Source organism: Trinickia violacea (genome assembly GCF_005280735.1).
GTDB classification, from domain to species: Bacteria; Pseudomonadota; Gammaproteobacteria; order Burkholderiales; family Burkholderiaceae; genus Trinickia_A; species Trinickia_A violacea.
Window position 1 is genome coordinate 3538025 of record NZ_CP040078.1, and the last position, 17693, is coordinate 3555717.

15 protein-coding genes are annotated in these 17693 nt (G+C 63.6%); all 15 read right to left on the reverse strand.

What is annotated here, in order from left to right:
• Positions 1-60: 60 nt before the first annotated feature.
• Positions 61-396 carry a cytochrome o ubiquinol oxidase subunit IV gene (gene cyoD / locus FAZ95_RS37980; protein WP_137337417.1) on the reverse strand — a complete coding sequence of 112 codons (336 nt, stop codon included), beginning with the start codon at positions 394-396 and terminating at the stop codon, positions 61-63.
• Entirely contained in the window at positions 397-1011 is a 615-nt protein-coding gene (gene cyoC / locus FAZ95_RS37985) for a cytochrome o ubiquinol oxidase subunit III (protein ID WP_137337418.1), read from the reverse strand.
• Entirely contained in the window at positions 1011-3047 is a 2037-nt protein-coding gene (cyoB, locus tag FAZ95_RS37990) for a cytochrome o ubiquinol oxidase subunit I (RefSeq protein ID WP_137337419.1), read from the reverse strand. Before cyoB ends, cyoC begins: the two co-directional genes overlap by 1 nt.
• A 10-nt stretch (positions 3048-3057) precedes the next feature.
• Entirely contained in the window at positions 3058-3945 is an 888-nt protein-coding gene (gene cyoA, locus FAZ95_RS37995) for a ubiquinol oxidase subunit II (RefSeq protein ID WP_137337420.1), read from the reverse strand.
• A 437-nt stretch (positions 3946-4382) separates the two neighbouring features.
• Positions 4383-4679, reverse strand: a complete 297-nt coding sequence (locus FAZ95_RS38000; protein WP_137337421.1) for a cupredoxin domain-containing protein — start codon at positions 4677-4679, stop codon at positions 4383-4385.
• An 85-nt stretch (positions 4680-4764) separates the two neighbouring features.
• A complete protein-coding gene (locus FAZ95_RS38005; protein WP_137337422.1) occupies positions 4765-5706 on the reverse strand; it encodes a metallophosphoesterase family protein in 942 nt (313 codons plus the stop codon).
• 228 nt (positions 5707-5934) lie between these two features.
• Complete coding sequence (locus FAZ95_RS38010; protein ID WP_137337423.1) at positions 5935-7536, reverse strand: peptide chain release factor 3; 1602 nt, start codon at positions 7534-7536, stop codon at positions 5935-5937.
• 88 nt (positions 7537-7624) lie between these two features.
• Positions 7625-8746, reverse strand: coding sequence for a glycosyltransferase family 4 protein (locus tag FAZ95_RS38015; RefSeq protein ID WP_254700399.1), 1122 nt, complete (start codon positions 8744-8746; stop codon positions 7625-7627).
• Positions 8747-8841: 95 nt separating this feature from the next.
• Entirely contained in the window at positions 8842-10050 is a 1209-nt protein-coding gene (locus FAZ95_RS38020; protein WP_137337425.1) for a glycosyltransferase family 4 protein, read from the reverse strand.
• Positions 10047-11543 (reverse strand): O-antigen ligase family protein, encoded by a 1497-nt coding sequence (locus tag FAZ95_RS38025; RefSeq protein ID WP_137337426.1) that lies wholly within the window; start codon positions 11541-11543, stop codon positions 10047-10049. The genes FAZ95_RS38020 and FAZ95_RS38025 overlap by 4 nt, the downstream gene beginning before the upstream one ends.
• Before the next feature lie 12 nt (positions 11544-11555).
• Positions 11556-12710 carry a glycosyltransferase gene (locus FAZ95_RS38030; RefSeq protein WP_137337427.1) on the reverse strand — a complete coding sequence of 385 codons (1155 nt, stop codon included), beginning with the start codon at positions 12708-12710 and terminating at the stop codon, positions 11556-11558.
• Between the two features lie 17 nt (positions 12711-12727).
• Positions 12728-13651: a glycosyltransferase family 2 protein gene (locus FAZ95_RS38035; protein ID WP_137337428.1), complete on the reverse strand. Its 924-nt coding sequence runs from the start codon at positions 13649-13651 to the stop codon at positions 12728-12730.
• A 13-nt stretch (positions 13652-13664) separates the two neighbouring features.
• Entirely contained in the window at positions 13665-15899 is a 2235-nt protein-coding gene (locus FAZ95_RS38040) for a polysaccharide biosynthesis tyrosine autokinase (RefSeq protein WP_137337429.1), read from the reverse strand.
• A 94-nt stretch (positions 15900-15993) separates the two neighbouring features.
• A complete protein-coding gene (locus tag FAZ95_RS38045; RefSeq protein WP_137337430.1) occupies positions 15994-17163 on the reverse strand; it encodes a polysaccharide biosynthesis/export family protein in 1170 nt (389 codons plus the stop codon).
• A complete protein-coding gene (locus tag FAZ95_RS38050; RefSeq protein WP_137337431.1) occupies positions 17157-17591 on the reverse strand; it encodes a low molecular weight protein-tyrosine-phosphatase in 435 nt (144 codons plus the stop codon). The genes FAZ95_RS38045 and FAZ95_RS38050 overlap by 7 nt, the downstream gene beginning before the upstream one ends.
• Positions 17592-17693: the final 102 nt, after the last annotated feature.

Genomic DNA, 17693 nt, shown 5'->3' on the forward strand with positions numbered 1-17693 from the left:
GCGAACCTCGCCGGATAATGAGGCTCGCGCCATGTTCAATTCAGGGCCTCGCGCCGCGCGCTATCGCGCCATCATGTTCATCGCGACGTTATGCATCACCCACACCGTCCCGATGACGAGGATGAGGATGCAGAGCACCGAATAAGCGAACGACATCGAATCCCAACGCTGCTGAGACGACGCCAAGCCCATGTGCAGGAAGTACACGAGATGGACGAGGATCTGCACGATCGCCAGCACGGTAATCGCGATCAGCGACGCACTCGGCGACAGATAGCCGCCGATCACGAGCCCGAACGCCGCAACGGTCAAAATCACCGACAGCACGAACCCGACGACGTAGCCACGCGGGCTGCTGTGCCCCTCTTCCACTTGAGTTGTATGCGCTTGGGCCATTTAGATCACGCTCGCAAGGTAGACAAAGGAAAACACGCAGATCCACACGATATCGAGAAAGTGCCAGAAGAGACTGAGGCACGTGAGCCGCGTGATTTCGCGTTGCGTCAGGTTCGGCTTCTTGATGACCTGCACCATGAGCACGGCCATCCAGATCAAACCGATCGTGACGTGCAAGCCGTGCGTGCCGACCAGCGTGAAGAACGCCGAGAAGAACGCGCTGCGCTGCGGACCCGCGCCTTCGTGAATCAGATGCGCAAACTCTTGCATCTCGAGCACCAGGAACCCGGCGCCGAGCAAGAACGTGACCGCGAGCCACTTGAGCACGGTGCCGCTCTTGCGCTGGTAGGCGCCGATCATCGCGAAGCCATACGTAATGCTCGACAGCAGCAGCAACGCCGTTTCCAGCGCGACGCCTGGAATATCGAACAAGTCCTTGGCTGTCGGCCCGCCCGCAAACTGATGCCCCAAGACCGCGAACGTCACGAACAACGACGCGAACAGGAAGCAGTCGGTCATCAGGTACAGCCAGAATCCGAACACCGAATGCGACTCGTGGTGGTCGTGGCCGTGGCCCAATTCGCCATGTGCGGCGACAAGGGTTTTCGTCGACATCAGTTGACCTCCGCTTCTTCGAACGCATCGCTGCGTTCTTTTTCCTTTGCCTTGCCCGTGCGCGCACCCGGCAACGAGGCGCGGTACTTGTCCTCGGTCGCCTTGACGACCGCGGCGGGAATGTAATAGCCGTCGTTATCCTGGAAGCTGCGGCCGATCACGATCGCGAAGATCGAGAAGAGCCCGACGGCGGCCAGCCACCAGATGTGCCAAACCAGGGCAAAACCGAGCACCAGCGAGGACATGCCGATAAAGAACCCGGCGCTCGTGTTCGACGGCATGTGAATGTCCTGGTAGACGACATCCTTGCCGAGACCGCGGCCCGTTTCCTTCATGTGAGCGAACGCGTCGAGCTCGTGAACCGTCGGAATGACCGCGAAGTTGTAGACCGGCGGCGGCGACGAGGTTGCCCACTCGAGCGTGCGGCCGCCCCACGGGTCGCCCGTCACGTCGCGATATTGCGGCTTCTTGCGGTTGAGCACGCCCACCCACACGCTCGCGATCTGGCACACGACGCCGGCCGCGATCAGCACCACGCCGAAAGCCGCAACGACCAGCCACGGATGCCACGCCGGGTTGTCGTAGTGGTTCAGACGCCGCGTCATGCCCATGAAGCCGAGCACGTAGAGCGGCGTGAACGCCACGATAAAGCCCGACAGCCAAAACCAGAACGACGCCTTGCAGAGCTTCTCGTTCAGCTTGAAACCGAACGCCTTCGGGAACCAGTACTGGACACCCGCCAGATAGCCGAACACCACACCGCCGATGATCGTGTTATGGAAGTGCGCGACCAGGAACACGCTGTTGTGCAGCACGAAGTCCACGCCCGGAATCGCGAGCATCACACCGGTCATCCCGCCGATCGTGAACGTGACCATGAAGCCGATCGTCCACAGCACGGGCGCCGAAAACTCGATACGCCCGCGGTACATCGTGAACAGCCAGTTGAAGATCTTCACGCCGGTCGGGATGGCGATGATCATCGTCGCGATGCCGAAGAACGCGTTGACGTTGGCGCCGGAGCCCATCGTGAAGAAGTGGTGCAGCCACACGAGGAACGACATCACCATGATGGCGCACGTCGCGTACACCATCATCCGATAGCCGAACAGCGGCTTCTTGGCGAACGTCGCGATCACTTCCGAATAAATGCCGAACGCCGGCAGAACCAGAATGTAGACCTCGGGGTGTCCCCAGGCCCAGATCAGGTTCAGGTACAGCATGACGTTGCCGCCGAGCTCGTTCGTGAAGAAGTGCATGCCGGCGTAGCGGTCGAGGCCGAGCAGCGCCAGCGTCACGGTCAGAATCGGGAACGTCGCCATGATCAGCACGTTCGAGCACAGCGCGGTCCACGTGAACACCGGCATCTTCATGAGCGTCATGCCCGGCGCGCGCATCTTGATGATGGTCACGAAGAAGTTGACCGCGGTAATCAGCGTGCCGACGCCCGAGAGCTGCAGACTCCATATGTAGTAGTCGACCCCGACGCCCGGGCTGTACCCCAGCTCCGACAACGGCGGATACGCGAGCCAACCCGTCTTCGCGAATTCGCCGACCACCAGCGACACGTTGATCAGAATCGCGCTGATCGCCGTCATCCAGAACGAAAGCGAGTTCAGGAACGGGAAGGCCACGTCGCGCGCGCCGACCTGCAGCGGCACGATCAGATTGAACAGACCCACCATCAACGCCATCGCCATGAAGAAGATCATGATGACGCCGTGCGCCGTGAAGATCTGATCGTAGTGATGCGGCGGCAGATAGCCAGGGCCGTCGAAGGCCACCGCCTGCTGCACGCGCATCATGACCGCGTCGGCGAAGCCGCGCACCAGCATCAGCGTGGCGACCACGATGTACATGACGCCGATCCGCTTGTGGTCGACGCTCGTCAGCCACTCGGTCCAAAGATATTTCCACTTGCCGAAATAGGTGATCGCGCCACCCACTGCCAGCACCAGGATCGCCATGAAGCCCGCCGCGCCCATGATGATGGGCTCGTGGTATGGGATCGCGTCGAGTGTCAGTTTTCCGAACATCTCGTTACCCCTACAGGATTCGGCACACGTTCCCCGACATGTCGAGGTAGTGGCCGTTGTTGTACTTCGCCATGATCTTGTGGAACAGCTCCGTGTCGCTCGACGAGAAATAGCGCACTGGATTCTTCACGCTCGGCTTCGCGACGGCGTAGTAGGTATCCATGTCGAGCCGCTCGTTCGATGCCTTGACCTTCTGCACCCACGCCTTGAACTCTTCAGGGGAAACGGCGAGCGCACGGAATTTCATGTCCGAGAAGCCCTCGCCGCTGTAGTTCGCCGAGATGCCCGCGTAGTCGCCCGCGTGGTCGGCGACCAGATGCAGCTTCGTCTGCATGCCGGCCATCGCGTAAATCTGGCTGCCCAGCTGCGGAATGAAAAACGAGTTCATGACCGCATCCGATGTGATGCGGAAATTGACCGGCGTGCCGACCGGAAACGCGATCTGGTTGACCGTCGCGATGCCGTACTCCGGATACACGAAGAGCCATTTCCAGTCGAGCGCGACGACCTGGATCTCGATTGGCTTGACCTCCGATTCGATCGGCTTGTACGGATCGAGCTCGTGCGAGGTTTTCCAGGTCAGGACGGCGAGGAAAAGAATGATGAGCGTGGGGATGGTCCAGACCACGACTTCGATCGCCGTGGAGTGCGCCCACTTCGGCGCGTAGGTTGCCTTCCGGTTCGACGCGCGGTAGCGCCACGCAAACACCAGCGTCAGAATGATCACTGGTATGACGACGATCAGCATCGCGAACGTTGACGTTCCGATCAGCGCTTTCTCCGCCGCGCCGATGCTGCCCTTCGGGTCGAGCACGTCGAGATTGCTGCAGCCGGCCAACAACATGACCAGTCCGATCTCGAAGGGCACTAACCACCTTCCAATGGTTTTTCTATCCATTACCTTAGCCCGGTTTATTGAACCACCCTGGTTGCTTCTTCGCATTCCTTAGCGCAATGACCGACTCTGGAACACGACGCGGCATTGTAGGAAGAGTCGTTTGTGCCGTCCGTGATCTTTCTCAAACAAAGCGCATAAAGCGCTTATGCTTTTGATTTTTTGGAGGGCGGGAGGTTGAAGGCGGGTGCGCTGCGCGAAGCGTTTTGCGGCCGGGACGCGTCGCCGGCGCGACGCCTTGCGACAATTCGCCGCAAAGATGAAATTGCAGCAGGTATTTAGGGAAGCGAAGAAGTGGAGAAGATCGTCAACCCATCGAGCGCACTGCCGCGGCAATAAGCCGCGGCAGTGGCGCGAAGATCGACGATCGACGGGTAGGCGCCCGTTGGCGTATCGGCTAACGAGCGGAAATCTGGGCGGCGTCGCTTATACGAATCCACCTACTGCACAGTGATGGTCCCCTTCATATACGGATGGATGCCGCAGCGCACGTTGTATACCCCGGGCTTGTCGAACTTGAACTGATACGTATCGTCCTCGTCGAGGGCGGAGGAGTGGAAAAGGCCGGCATCGTTGACGATCGAATGCGGCTCGCCGTCCTTGTTTTTCCAGATCACGGTCGTGCCCGCCTTGACCGTGATGGACATCGGCGAAAACATGAAATTTTTGATGACGATCTCATTGGGCTCCTGTGCTTGCGCGGCTGGCAACCCGGCGGCCAGTGCCGCGATGAGCATCCCGTTTCCGACGCAGAGGACGAACGCGCGACGAAAGAAAGTGGCTAGCATGGTTTGGATCCTTGTCGAGTGAGCGATTTCGTTGTCAAGCGAGGGTCGTGTCGGAAAGCGTCGCGGCGAGAGGATGGCGCGAGATCCTGATGCTCGTCACACCCAGCATCTTGGGAAGCTGATCGCTCGCCACCTTCAGCGGTACAGGTCCAGGGCCATCGCCGGCGGCCGGCTGCGGATAGGCGGTCGAACGTGCGGTATGGAACGTGATGTTCCCTTCCACCTTGGTAACGATTTGATGGATATGGCCATTGAGGACAGTGACTGAGCCGAACCGCTTCAGATACTCCATCGCCTGGCCGGCATCGCCCGTTCCCCACCCCCACGGCTCGTAGATCGTCCACATCGGCATGTGCGTAAAGACAACGATCGGCGTGCTGGACGAGCGTCCTTTCAAATCGCTTTCCAGCCAGGAAAGCTGATCCTCCCCCAGGCCCCCCAGCCCGTTTGGCTTGAAATGCATCACATTGACGAGCCCGATGAAGTGCACACCCTGGTGGTCGAAGCTGTAATAGCCGCGGTTGTCAGACGCCTGGCCGAAGCGTTTGAAGTATTCGCCCTGCGGGCCGTCTGTCACGTCATGCTCGCCAGGCACGGTGTGCAACTCGGTGACGTTCAGGCCCGACAACAATTGGGCCGCGAGGTCGAACTCTGCCGGCTTGGAAAGATGGGTGATATCGCCCGTGTGGATCGTCAGGGCCGGCTTGACCGGCATGGCGTTGACGAAATCAATCGTCTGTTTGAGCGTACCCACGACGTCCGGATTGGCTTCCTTGTTGAAGCCGATATGCGAGTCGCTGATCTGCAGGAATAAGGGAACGCCCGACGCTGACTTGTCCTCGCTGCCGGCGGCGAGTGCCAACTCCACCGGCGTGAGCACGCCTCCGGACAGCACGAACAGGGTGCCCACGCCACCGAAGGCGAGGCATTTCAACGCGCTGCGACGCGACGGTTGGGAAGGAAGATCTGACGACATGGTGTCCTCTCGACGGGAAATCGGAGGCACGCCGCCGGTTTCATCCGGAGGGCCTCCAGGGTTGGTTTCGAGAGTGATACCGCGGCGCAGCCCGTTTTATTCCCCGATCGAAAAATCGCGCATCTGGCGCTCGATGGAACCTGGCCCTTCACCGTGCTGCTGCAACGTGCATGACGTGCGGCCGGCAAATGCCGGCCGCAAGGCTCAATCGTTTTCAGAAGAAGCCTGTCACATGCTCTTGCGGAACGGCGCGCCCGAGTGCTCGCGCAACTCGTTGAAGACGATCTTCGGCCATGCCTTCTGCGCGACCTCGATCTCCGAAATGTGCGATGCGAGGTAAGTCGGCGCGTTCGACGCGTCGTGCGCAATGCGCACTGCGTAGGCGTCCATGAAGCGCCGCAGCTCGCCCGCGTCGTCGCAGGTGACCCAGCGCGACATCCGGTAGCGCGCGGGCATGATCCGCACGTCGACCTTGTACTCGGCGGAAAGCCGGTGCGACACCACCTCGAACTGCAGCTGCCCCACCGCGCCGAGAATCGTCAGGCCGCCGTGCGCCGGGCGGAACACCTGAATCGCCCCCTCCTCGCCCAGCTGCTTCAGCGCTTCGCCGAGCTGCTTCGCGCGCATCGGATCGACCACCTCAATGGTCTGGAAGATTTCCGGCGCGAAGAACGGCAGGCCGACGAATTGCAGCATCTCGCCTTCGGTCAGCGTGTCGCCGAGGCTCAGCGTGCCGTGGTTGGGGATGCCGATGATGTCGCCGGGATAGGCTTCGCTCACGGTTTCGCGCCGCTGCGACAGGAACGTCACGACGTTGTTCGCGCGGAACGTCTTGCCCGAGCGCGACACCTTGAGCGCCATGCCGCGCTCGAAACGGCCCGAGCACACGCGGATGAACGCGACGCGATCGCGGTGCGCCAAATCCATGTTCGCCTGCACCTTGAACACGACGCCCGTGAATTTCGGCTCGTCCGGCTGCACCGGACGCTGCACCGCCATGCGCATCGACGGCGGCGGGGCGAGGTCCACCAGCGCGTCGAGAATCTCCTTCACGCCGAAGTTGTTGATTGCCGAGCCGAACAGCACGGGCGACTGGTCGCCGGCGAGGAACGCTTCGCGATCGAACGTCGGCGTCGCGCCCGAGATCAGCTCGACCTCTTCCATCGCCTTCTGCCAGGGAAAGCCGAAGCGGCGCTCGCATTCTTCGTTGCCGCTGCCTTGCAGCGTCTCGACGTCGCCGCCCAGCGAATCCTGACCCGCGCGGAACACGCGCACCTGATCGCGCTGCACGTCAAAGACGCCGTGGAATTCCTTGCCCATGCCGATCGGCCAGGTGAACGGCACGGCCGAGACGCCCAGGTGCTGCTCGATCTCGTCGAGCAGGTCGAGCGGCTCGCGCACTTCGCGGTCGAGCTTGTTGATGAACGTGACGATCGGCGTGCGGCGGCTGCGGCAGACTTCGAGCAGCTTGAGCGTCTGCGCTTCGACGCCGTTCGCGCCGTCGATCACCATCACGGCGGCGTCGACCGCGGTCAGCACGCGGTAGGTGTCTTCCGAGAAGTCTTCGTGGCCGGGGGTGTCGAGCAGGTTGATGACGGCGTCGCCGTATTCGAACTGCATCACCGAGCTCGCGACCGAAATGCCGCGCTGCTTTTCGATCTCCATCCAGTCGGAGGTCGCGTAGCGGCCGCTCTTGCGGCCCTTGACGGTGCCCGCGATCTGAATCGCGCCCGAGAAAAGCAGCAGCTTCTCGGTCAGCGTCGTTTTACCGGCGTCCGGGTGGGAGATGACCGCGAACGTGCGGCGGCGCTTGAGTTCAGATACGGGCATTTTGGTCGGCGAATCAGGGATTTACGAGCAACCCGCAATGATACACGGAGTTGATCAAGCCCCTTTTCTCGACCTCATTTTCTTGACATCAACCCGCCGCGATCGCCTCCTCATACACCTGCGCCACGCGCCTTGCGATCACCGCGTTATCGAAGTGATCGCGAGCATAGGCGTGACAGGTTTGCGCGTCGGGCAGCGCGATCGCCCCATCGAGCACCGCCCCGACCCCTTCGGCAATCGCGTCCGCTCCCGTCGAGCGCAGCACGAGGTCCTTCGACAACCCCGCCACGGCTTCCGGCAGACCGCCAACCGGCGTCACCAGCACCGGCGTGCCCGCCGCGAGCGACTCGACCGTGATCAAGCCGAAGCCTTCCAACGCCACCGTCGGCACGACGCTGATCGTCGCGGCGCGATAAAGCGCCGCCAGATGCTCGTCGGGCACGAAGCCCAATAGCTTCACGTTGTCTTCGAGACCGCTCGCATCGATGCGCGCCTGCAGTTCGTCTTGCAGCCGCCCTTTTCCGGCGATCAACAGCAGCACGTCCGGATGCCGCTCCTTCACGGACTTGATCGCGTCGATCAGATCCTCGAGCCCCATGCGCTTCACGAGCCGCCGCACCGCCAGCACAATCGGCCGGTCTTGCGGCAGTTGCAAGCGCCTGCGCGCCTCGCGCTTCGTGATATCCAAGTCGAACTGCGCGACGTTCACGCAGCCCGGCACCACGCGGATGCGGTCCGCCGGAATGCCGTAACGCGTATGAAGAATCTGCCCGAACGCGTCCGACAACACGATCAGCCGCGACGAGCGCGCGTACACCGTGCGCTCGAGAAAGTGCTTCGCGCGCTGCCCGAGCGAATCGGCGCCTTCGACATGGCTCTCGTCCGCCCACGGCCCCTGGAAATGCGACACCTGCGGAATGCCGCGCAGCACGTCGAGGCCGGGAAACGTATAGAGCGCGAAATGCGACGAAATCACATCGGGCCGCTCGGCACGCACGACATTCGCCAGCATCTTGCGCGCCGCCATCAAGCGCAGCGGCAGCGAACGCGCGGCCGAACCGAAGCCCTGGATCGCGCCGCCGGTATCGGCGGCCACGCGCGGCGAGCCCGCCACCATCCCGCGCACCGCGACGCCCGCCCCAGGCAGCGCGCCGACGAGCGAGTAGTACATGCGGTCGAGGCCGCCCGCACGCTCCGGAAACCAGTGCATGCCGATTTGAAGCGACTTGATCTGGCGCGCCGGCCGGCCAGGGGGAGCCGCGTCCGTCGCGCGAAAGGAAAGGACTTGTGCGGCAGCAGCTTGGCTCATGATTGTTTCGCTCCTTCATTGGACGCAAACTGCGCCGGTGCGAGTGTCGAATTCGTGCGCGCGGGCAGTTCGCCCTTCGCGCCCGCCATCTGCCGATACAGCGCGATGTATTGCATCGCCATGCGCGACCAGCCGAAATCGCGCGCGAGCCGGCTCGCGGCGGCCCCCATCGCGCAGCGCGTGCGGTCGTCGCCGGCGAGGCCCGCGATGGCGTTCGCGAGCGCGGCTGCGTCGTCGGGATCGTCGAGCACGATGCCGCACTCGGTCGTGATGATCTCGGCGCCGCCCGCCGTGCGCGCGGTCACGACCGGCAAGCCCGCCGCCATCGCTTCGAGCAGCGACAAGCTCATCGCCTCGTAGCGCGACGGAAACACGAACGCATCGACCGAGTGCATCAACGCCGGCATCTCCTTCACGAGGCCGAGGAAGTGCACGCGCGATTCGATCTTCAGCGCACGCGCCTCGTCCGGATAGGGGCTGCCCGGCAGATAGCCGGCCACGGCGATGTGAACGTGCTGGGGCAGGCGCGTGAGCGCCTGCAACACGGTGCCGAGGTTCTTGCGCGGCGTGCGCAAATCGCCGACGAACAGCAGCAGGAACGCGTCCTGCGGCAAACCGAACTTGCGGCGGTCGCCGAGCGCCGCGGCGAACGTCTCGGTATCGACGCCGTTGTAGATCACGCCGACTTTCTGCGCCGGCACGCCGGTATTGCGGATCTCGGCGGCAACCTTCTGCGAGACGGCGGTGACCATGCGCGAGCGCCGATAGGCCCAGCGTTCGAGCCGCGAGTTGATCGCCGTATAGACGAACTGATAGGCCGACCACGGCCCCTTCGCCAAACCGAACGGGTAGTACGGGCTCGCGAACCAGCCGCCGTGCACGAAGTGCGCGGTGTTCACGTCGGCGTGCGCCCACGAGATGAAGCCGTTCACATGCAGCACGTCGTATTCGTCGCGATGCTTCTTGAGCCACAGCGCGCTCTTCAACGCGAACACCTGCTGGCGCAGCAGATTCGACGGCCAGCCGCGGCCGATGCGGATCGGCACCCAGCGCACGCGCGGATTCGCGAGCAATTCCGGCGCGACGTGCGAGGCGACCAGTGTCACCGAGATATTTTCTTCGAGCGCGGCGCGCGCGATTTCGTAGTTGACGCGGCCTTGTCCGTCGTTATGACGTACCACGTGCGTAACAATGGCGACTCTCAATTTGACAGACTCCCCCGTAAAAGCCGCACGCGCTGGATCTTCTGCCAGTGCGCTGCGGACAGCAGCAAGAACACGCTCATGAACAGCAGCAGGCCGCCGGTGCCGACGAGCGAATTGGTGAAGACGAGCATCGCGAACACCGCGAGCGCGAGGCTCAGGCACGCGCCGGCGAACTTGTCGTCGCCGAGCGCGAACGACGCGCGCACCGCGCGCGCGAGCAGCCAGACGATGCCCGAGAGATAGAGCAGCGTGCCGGGCCAGCCGAGCACGAACGGGATGTTCATCACGCCGCTGTCGAAGCTGCCGTATTTGCCGAGCTCGCCGCTGTCGCTCGATAGTTTCGTCGACGAGCCCGTCGCGCCCATGCCTTCGCCGGAGACGTCGGTGAAAGCCGTTTGCGCAAACGTCGCGTAGAACTGGTTGCGCGCTTCGTAGCTCTGGTCGTCGTGCAGATTGGTGACGGTCTGCAGACGCGTCGCCAAGCGGTCCGCGACCGGCCCGACCGCGAGCAGCGGCACGCACAATCCGGCGAGCAGGATGGCGCTCATGATGATCCGCACGCGCACGCGGTTGCTCGATTTCGCGAGCTGAATCACAACCGCGATCACCCAGCCACCCCACGTCGAGCGCACGAGGCACAAGCAGAACGAGATGAAGCCCGCGGCCCCCGCGAGCCAGCGAATCCGCTGCGCGGCGGCGAGCATGAAGATGAGCGAGCCCATCATCGCGAACGCGAACGGCCCCGAGGAATTCATCGTGCTGAACACGCGCACGCCGAACGGCACGGGGTCGCCTTGCGAGTTCATCTGCGAGCCGAGCATCCACAGCGCGTCCCACGGCGGCATGATGAAAAACTGCACCATGCCGTAGACGCCCATGATCAGCATCCCCCAGATGAACGCCGAGAGAATCGCCTCGCGATACTGCGGATAGTTGCGCGAGTCGGCCATGATGTGAAAACCGATCAGGATCGGATAGGCCCAGTTCGTCAAGTCGTATATAGCCGCGAGCGGCCCGCTCGAGACCACGCCGACGAGGAACGCATACGTGAGTCCGAGCAGGATCAAGAGCACCGGCAGGCCGCGCCGCTGCGCGAGGATCCGGTAGTGGCGCAGGAGCGTGAGGCCGGAGAGCATCGTCACGGCGAGCGGCGCGATCTGGATCAGGCTCGTCGGCGTGAAAGCGCCCTTCGCGAAGTCAGCCAGGCGCCGGACTTCGGGGCTCAGGAACCACATCCACCACATGAAGCCGACATAGCGCGCCGGGCTCTTGAAGTAGAGCCAGACGCCCGCCATCGTCGCGAGCACCGGGAACGCGAGCGTGAGCACCGTGCCCTGGTGCGCGACGATCAGGACGAGCGTGATGAACCACAGGATCGCCTGCGCCGCCCAATGCTTCGGATCGGTGCTGAAGAGGCCGCCCTTCTTGCTCTTCGCGCTTTTCGCTTCGCCGGGCGCGGCTCCGAAGTTGCGTGCGAGGTTGGGTGTACTCATGCGATGCGGACCTTAGCGGCGCTCGATCGGCACGGCGCGCTCGGCGATCGCGAGATCGCTCGCGCTCTTACGCCCGCGCGCGACCGGAGCGCCGCGCTCGCCCAACATCGCCCGCGTGATCTGCACGTGCTGCTGCGCGAAATGCTGCGTCGTCAGGCTGCGTGCGGTCAACTGCGCGCCGGCCGCCCACGCTCGGCACAGCGTGGCCTCGGGATGCGCGGCGAGATCGTCGGCGGCATGGCGCAATGCGGCGGGGTCGTACGGCGGAATGTAGGTGACCTGCTGCGCGGTGAAATAGTCGCTCAGGCCGCCCACGTCCGATGCGATCACCGGCTTGCCGAGCGCCGCCGCTTCCAGCACAACGGTGATGCCGGACGCGTGGTAGTTCGGCCGCAGCGGCACGACGACGATATCCGCCCAGTCGTACAGCTCGCGCTGCTTCGCCAGCCCGGAAGCGGGCGCGATCTGTACGTTCGATGCATGCAGCGCCTTCGGGATCTTGCGGCGAGTGGCAAGCCGCACCGTATAGCGTGAATCGTTGCCGAACGCTTTGACGAGCGTGGTCCAATCGCGGTCGCGATCGTTGCCGATCGCCGCGATCCGCAGCGGGGTATGCGGCTGCCACGCGTGCGGCTCGGCCAGCGGGAAGTCCGTCATGTTCAGGCCGTAGTAGACGTGGAGCGCGTCGCGCTTCAAAAAGCGGCGGCACAGCTCGGCGTTGTCGCGCGCGAGCGTCGTCAGCACGTCGGCGCGCGCGAGCAGCTTGCGATAGAACCAGCGGCGCAGCGCGCCGTAGCCGCTCCACTTGTCGAAGAGCCACACGCTTTGCGCGAGCAGCAACGGCTTCCTGCCGCGCTCGCCGGCCAGGAGCAGCACGAGCGCGACGGACAGATGCTCGGCTTCGGTGTGCGTCCAGATCACATCCGAGCGCAGAATTTCGTCGCGATTGCGCAGCGTGTGGATCAAGTCGAAGCCGAGCATCAGCTTGAGTGCGCGGCGTGCTAGGCTCACGGGCTTGCTTTCCTTCGCATCGCGCGAGTACGTCAGCGCGAACTCGTCCGATTCCGCGTGGTGATAGCCGTACAGACAGCCGAAGTCTTCGCCCTTGCGGTAGACGCGCGGGTCGGCGCCGTAAAAGAGGTGCACGTGCACTTTGGTCGCTTGCATGCTTGAGCTCCTGTCGGTCACGACGTCGCCCGCCGCGCGTCTTGCGCGCCGAGGCGCACCGCGCGCCAGCGCGAGCGGACCGTCGCGCCGTCTTTCGAGGTTGCCGACAGCACCGCGTGCACGAGCCCCGGATAGACGCGCGTGCCGACCAGCGTGTACCACCACCACGCGGTTTCGCGCTTGATCGGCGGCAGATGCTCGCGCAGCACGAGATGCAGGTTGTAGGCGGCATTGCGCACGGCGGCCATCGTCTGCACGTCGCGCCTGTTGTCGTCGAAGCGTTCGGCCGGGTAGTGATCGACGGCCACGTGCGGGTCGTACACGAGCTTCCAGCCCGCGCGCTTCACGCCCATGCTGAACGCCATGTCGTTGTGGACCTGCGCGCCCGCGCCGCGCAGACGCTCGTCGAAGCGAAGGCCGGCGATCGCGGCGCGCCGGTAGCTCATGTTCGCGCCCTTGAGCATGTCGACTTCGCGCGCGGCGCCCACGCCGAGATGGTGGTTGCCGATGATCTTGCCCGACGGCAGGATCTTGCCGACCTGATCGCGCTCGCCGTCGAGCACGCGGCCTCGTTCGTGCACCCAGTCTCGCCCGCCGAGCGCACCGAGCCGCGGATCGAGCTTGAACGCCGCCGCGATGCGCTGCAGCCAGTCGGGACGCGGCGCGGCATCGTCGTCGGTGATCGCGATCACGTCGCCCGACGACGCATCGAGGCCGCGGTTGAGCGCCGCGACCTGCCCCGGCACTTCGATCAGCGCGACGCGCAGCGGTAGATTGCCGCGCACCGCGGGATCGGCGAGCCGCTCATGCGTCGCGTCGTCCTCGGGACGCGCGACGACGATCACTTCATCCGGCTTCTTCATCTGCCGCTGTAGCGCGATCAGGCAGCGCGCGAGATCGGCGGGCCGGCGGTAGGTCGGTACCAGTACGGATACTTTCATGCGCTCCCCTCGTTCAGGCAGTCAGATATTCCTGCACGGCCGCATAGCCCGCGCGACCGTAGCCACGGTTGACTTGCGGCATTGCGTTGAAGATGCCGCCTTGCACTTGAATGCCCGCCGAGCGCAGACGCTTGAGCGAATCTGTGATCTCGACTTCGTTGTGCATGCCCGAGCGCAGCACGAGGAAGGTCGAGCCGGCCAGCTCCGCGATGATCGAGGCATCGGTAACGGCGAGCACCGGCGGCGTATCGATGAAGATCACGTCATAGCGCTTGCTCAAACCGTCCAGATACGCCTGCAGACGCGGCGACATCAGCAGCTCCGACGGATTCGGCGGACGCGAGCCGCTCGCTACGAAATCGAGGCCCGTCACGACAGTCGGACGAATCGCGTCCTCCAGCGAGATCTGTCCGCTCAGCAATTCGGACAAACCGCTCTCACGCTGGCCGCCGATATAGCGCTCGAGCGAGCCGCGCCGCATGTCGCCGTCGATCAACAGCACACGCTTGCCGGAATTCGCGAGCAGCACCGCGAGATTCACAGTCAGGAAGCTCTTGCCGATGCCAGGCGAGGGACCGGTCAGCACCGTCACGCGGTTCTTCGCATCCATCAGCGTGAACTGCATCGAGGTGCGCAGACTGCGCAGGCTTTCGACGCAGACATCCTTCGGCCGCAAGAGCGCGAGGATCGGCCGGTCGACGCGATTCATGCGCTCGTTCTGCAGCTCGAGCTTGACGAGTTCCTGACTCAGCGGCACGAGACCATAGAGCGGCAGGCCGAAGTTGCGCTCCACGCGTTCCGGATCGTCGATGCCCGCGAACAGGTTCTTGCGCAGGAACACGACGCCCGTACCGACGATGAGCCCCAGGAACACCGCCGCCGACAAGATCAGCACCTTCTTCGGCTTGACCGGCTCGCCTGGACGCAGCGCGGGGTCGACCAGATGCACGTTGCCGCCGGTGCCCGCCTTCTGCACGGAGAGCTCCTGCACGCGATTGAGCAGCAGCACGTAGATGTCTTCCGCAACCTTCGCATCGCGCTGCAGCGCCACTGCCTTCACTTCCGATGCGGGCAAGTCGCGGAAGCGGTCGGAGAACTTCTGCTGCTCGCCTTGAAGTTGCGTGAGCTGTTGCTTCGCGGTCTGCATGACCGGGTTCTCATTGCCGTAGCGCTGTTCCATCGACGCGATCTGCAGCCGCAATGCCGCGATCTGCTGCTCGTACTGGATGCTGCCTTCGAGGTAGACCTTCGCTTCGTCGCTGGCGTTGATCGAGCCCGACTGCTGTTGATATTGCGTGAGCGCGGCCTCGGCGCGTTCGAGATCGGACTTCAGGCGCGGCTCTTCGCTTGTCAGGAAGGTCAGCATCTTGCTCGCCTCCTCCTGCTTGCTCGCGATGTGCTGGCGCAGGTACGACTGCGCGAGCGCATTGGCGATTTCCGCCGCGCGCGCCGGGTCTTTGTCTTCGAGCGAGATTTGGATGACGCCCGTCTGCTTGCCTTGCTCGGTCACCGTGATCGCGGACTGGAATGCCGTGATCGCATCGAGATCGTTCGCGCGCATCACCTTGAATTGCGTGCCGGGACGCGCGACGAGCTGATTGACCGTGATCGTCACGCCGTTGCCCTTCTCCTGCTCGCCGACGCGGCCGCGCAACAGCAGCTCGCCGTCGGCGGACTGCAGCGAGTATTGGCCGTCGCCGAGCGCCGTCATCGTGAGCTTTTGGTTTTCGAGCGACGGCGTGACTTCGATCGAATCGACGTCCGCGATTTCGCCGCCCCATGCATACGACGCGAGGCCGAGCCACGGCTTCCCCGGTTTGCCCGGTTCGGCCAAATGCGCGGCGATGCTGCCCAGCAGCGGAATCGTCTTCGGCGTCACGGAGAAATTCAGCTTGCACTGCTCGACCACGGGCGCCACCACGCCGCGGCTCTTGATGATCTCGATTTCCGCGTCGGTGGGCAGCGTCTGCGAGCCGCTGTTGATGACCGCGCCCGTCTGCGTTTGCGTGAGCGCTTGCGAGTTGTTGTCGCCTGTTTCCACACGCACGTGCGCGTCGGCCGAGTAGATCGGCTTGGCGAGGTAGCAGTACAGCGCAGCCATCGCGACGATCGTGAGCGCGATGCCGATGAGCCACCACACGTCGTCGAGAATCACCTGCAGCAACTGACCGAGGACGAGGTCCTCTTCCTCGGTCTTGATCGCCGCGAGGGGGGCGGTATGGGTATGCGTGCTCAAACTTGTGCTCATGCTTCGTTCCCGTTTCTGGTCACGGCCGCCGCTAAAAAGCGGCGGCCTAGGGGCCCTAAACTTATTGCGCTCATTACTGCGCTGACTACCGCGCTTACTTCGTCAGCTCTTTCAGATAGAACGCGGTCTCCAGCGCAGGCAGCACCTGCTGGATGACGCGGTTGACCTGCACCGCGCTCGCGGTGCCGACGTAGACCACGTCCATCGGCTGCAACTGGAACTGCGCCGACAGCAGCAACGAATCGGGCTGGGTCATGTCGAGGCGGTAAATGTCGGGCGAGCCTTGCTGCTTGCCTTGCAGGCCGCGAATCACATAGACCTGGCGCGGATTCGCGTCGGTGTCGAGAATGCCGCCCGCGTTCGTCAACGAATCGGCGATCGTCAGGCGCCCGCGGATCATCTGCACGGGCATCGGCGTCTTCACTTCGCCCATCACGAACACGCGGCTATCCGAGCGATCGGGGACGTTGATGATGTCGCCGTCTTGCAGCATCACGTTGTTGCGCACGTCGCCGCGATCGAGCACGCCGTTCAGGTCGATCTGATAGAACTGGTTGTTGCGCGTGAGGCGCACGCGCTGCAGATCGGCATCGGTATTCGCGCCGCCGGAGCGCGTGACGGCATCGACGAGCGTGAGCGGCACGTCGGTGACCGCAAGCGGACCGGGCGTCTTCACGTCGCCCGTCACTTGAATCTTCTGGCCGCGATACGCGAGCACGCGCACGTCGAGCTGCGGGTTCTTGATGTAAGGGCCAAGCGCCGCCGAAAGCTGGTCGCGCACTTCCTCGGTCGTCTTGCCCGCCACCTTGAAGCGGCCGATGAACGGAAAGAAGATCGTGCCGTCGGCGGACACCGTCTGCCCGAACGGATCGGCCTGGCCCGGCAGCGCCGTGGTGTACGGCTGCGCGAGCGCGCCGGCGATCGATTGCGTGGTGTTGCCGCCGGTCGAGAACGACTGGCCTTGCTGCGTCGTCAGCTCCGGATGGTCCCAGATCGTGATGCCGAGGATGTCTTGCGGCGAAATGCGATAGACGTATTTCGACGCATCGCCGAAGCGCGCTTGCGGCAACGGAGACGGCGCCGACTGCGCGGCCGCTTCGTTTCTGAGCAGCGTGGGCGTGATCAAATGGACCGGATAGGTCTCGGTCGGCGTCGCGTCTTTGTCGTCGAGGCGCGACGTATTGAGGTTGTAGCCGGGTGCCCAGGCGCAGCCTGACAGAAAAGCCGTCAGCAAAAGAGAAGTCGCGGCGCAACGTTTCAGCATATTTTTTTCAGCCATCCGGTGACGAGATGTTCGATGAGGGCGAAGCTCTGGCGATAGGCGTCTTCGTGGCCGCCGTAGGGATCGGCGACGTCCGAGTCTTCCCATTTGCCGAGCAGATGGACCTTCCCGCGAGCGGTAGGCTCGATGGATTCCACTGCTGCGATTTGCTGTCGCTCGCTGACCAGGATCAGGTCCGCGTCGCGGATATAGCGCAGGTTCAGGCGCTTGGCGCGGTGTTCCGTGCTGTCGATCCCATTGGCGGCTAAGAGGCGCCGCATCGTCGGGTCTATTGAGGCGCCGTCTTGGGCGCGCAGTCCCGCCGAGTGAAATTCGATGCTTTTGTTTGGGCGCCTGGCACTGAATAGCAGCTCCGCTGCGGGGCTTCGGCAAACATTTGCGTGGCACACCACTAAGATGTTTTTAAACATAAGCGTGGGTTCCGCTCGTGGGCTCGCTAGCGATGGGCCGTTCGCTTGGGCTCTCGTGAAAACTTTGATTTCGCGCCGTTCCGTATAGTCCGTCCCTCCCCG

Excerpts from the sequence above, each read along its gene's own strand:
- cyoD (WP_137337417.1), bottom strand. The coding sequence starts at position 396 with ATGGCCCAAGCGCATACAACTCAAGTGGAAGAGGGGCACAGCAGCCCG.
- FAZ95_RS38040 (WP_137337429.1), bottom strand. The coding sequence starts at position 15,899 with ATGAGCACAAGTTTGAGCACGCATACCCATACCGCCCCCCTCGCGGCG.
- FAZ95_RS38015 (WP_254700399.1), bottom strand. The coding sequence starts at position 8,746 with ATGCACTGGTTTCCGGAGCGTGCGGGCGGCCTCGACCGCATGTACTAC.
- FAZ95_RS38000 (WP_137337421.1), bottom strand. The coding sequence starts at position 4,679 with ATGCTCATCGCGGCACTGGCCGCCGGGTTGCCAGCCGCGCAAGCACAG.
- FAZ95_RS38010 (WP_137337423.1), bottom strand. The coding sequence starts at position 7,536 with ATGCCCGTATCTGAACTCAAGCGCCGCCGCACGTTCGCGGTCATCTCC.
- cyoA (WP_137337420.1), bottom strand. The coding sequence starts at position 3,945 with ATGGATAGAAAAACCATTGGAAGGTGGTTAGTGCCCTTCGAGATCGGA.
- cyoC (WP_137337418.1), bottom strand. The coding sequence starts at position 1,011 with ATGTCGACGAAAACCCTTGTCGCCGCACATGGCGAATTGGGCCACGGC.
- FAZ95_RS38035 (WP_137337428.1), bottom strand. The coding sequence starts at position 13,651 with ATGAAAGTATCCGTACTGGTACCGACCTACCGCCGGCCCGCCGATCTC.
- FAZ95_RS38045 (WP_137337430.1), bottom strand. The coding sequence starts at position 17,163 with ATGCTGAAACGTTGCGCCGCGACTTCTCTTTTGCTGACGGCTTTTCTG.
- FAZ95_RS38025 (WP_137337426.1), bottom strand. The coding sequence starts at position 11,543 with ATGAGTACACCCAACCTCGCACGCAACTTCGGAGCCGCGCCCGGCGAA.
- FAZ95_RS38005 (WP_137337422.1), bottom strand. The coding sequence starts at position 5,706 with ATGTCGTCAGATCTTCCTTCCCAACCGTCGCGTCGCAGCGCGTTGAAA.
- cyoB (WP_137337419.1), bottom strand. The coding sequence starts at position 3,047 with ATGTTCGGAAAACTGACACTCGACGCGATCCCATACCACGAGCCCATC.
- FAZ95_RS38030 (WP_137337427.1), bottom strand. The coding sequence starts at position 12,710 with ATGCAAGCGACCAAAGTGCACGTGCACCTCTTTTACGGCGCCGACCCG.
- FAZ95_RS38050 (WP_137337431.1), bottom strand. The coding sequence starts at position 17,591 with ATGTTTAAAAACATCTTAGTGGTGTGCCACGCAAATGTTTGCCGAAGC.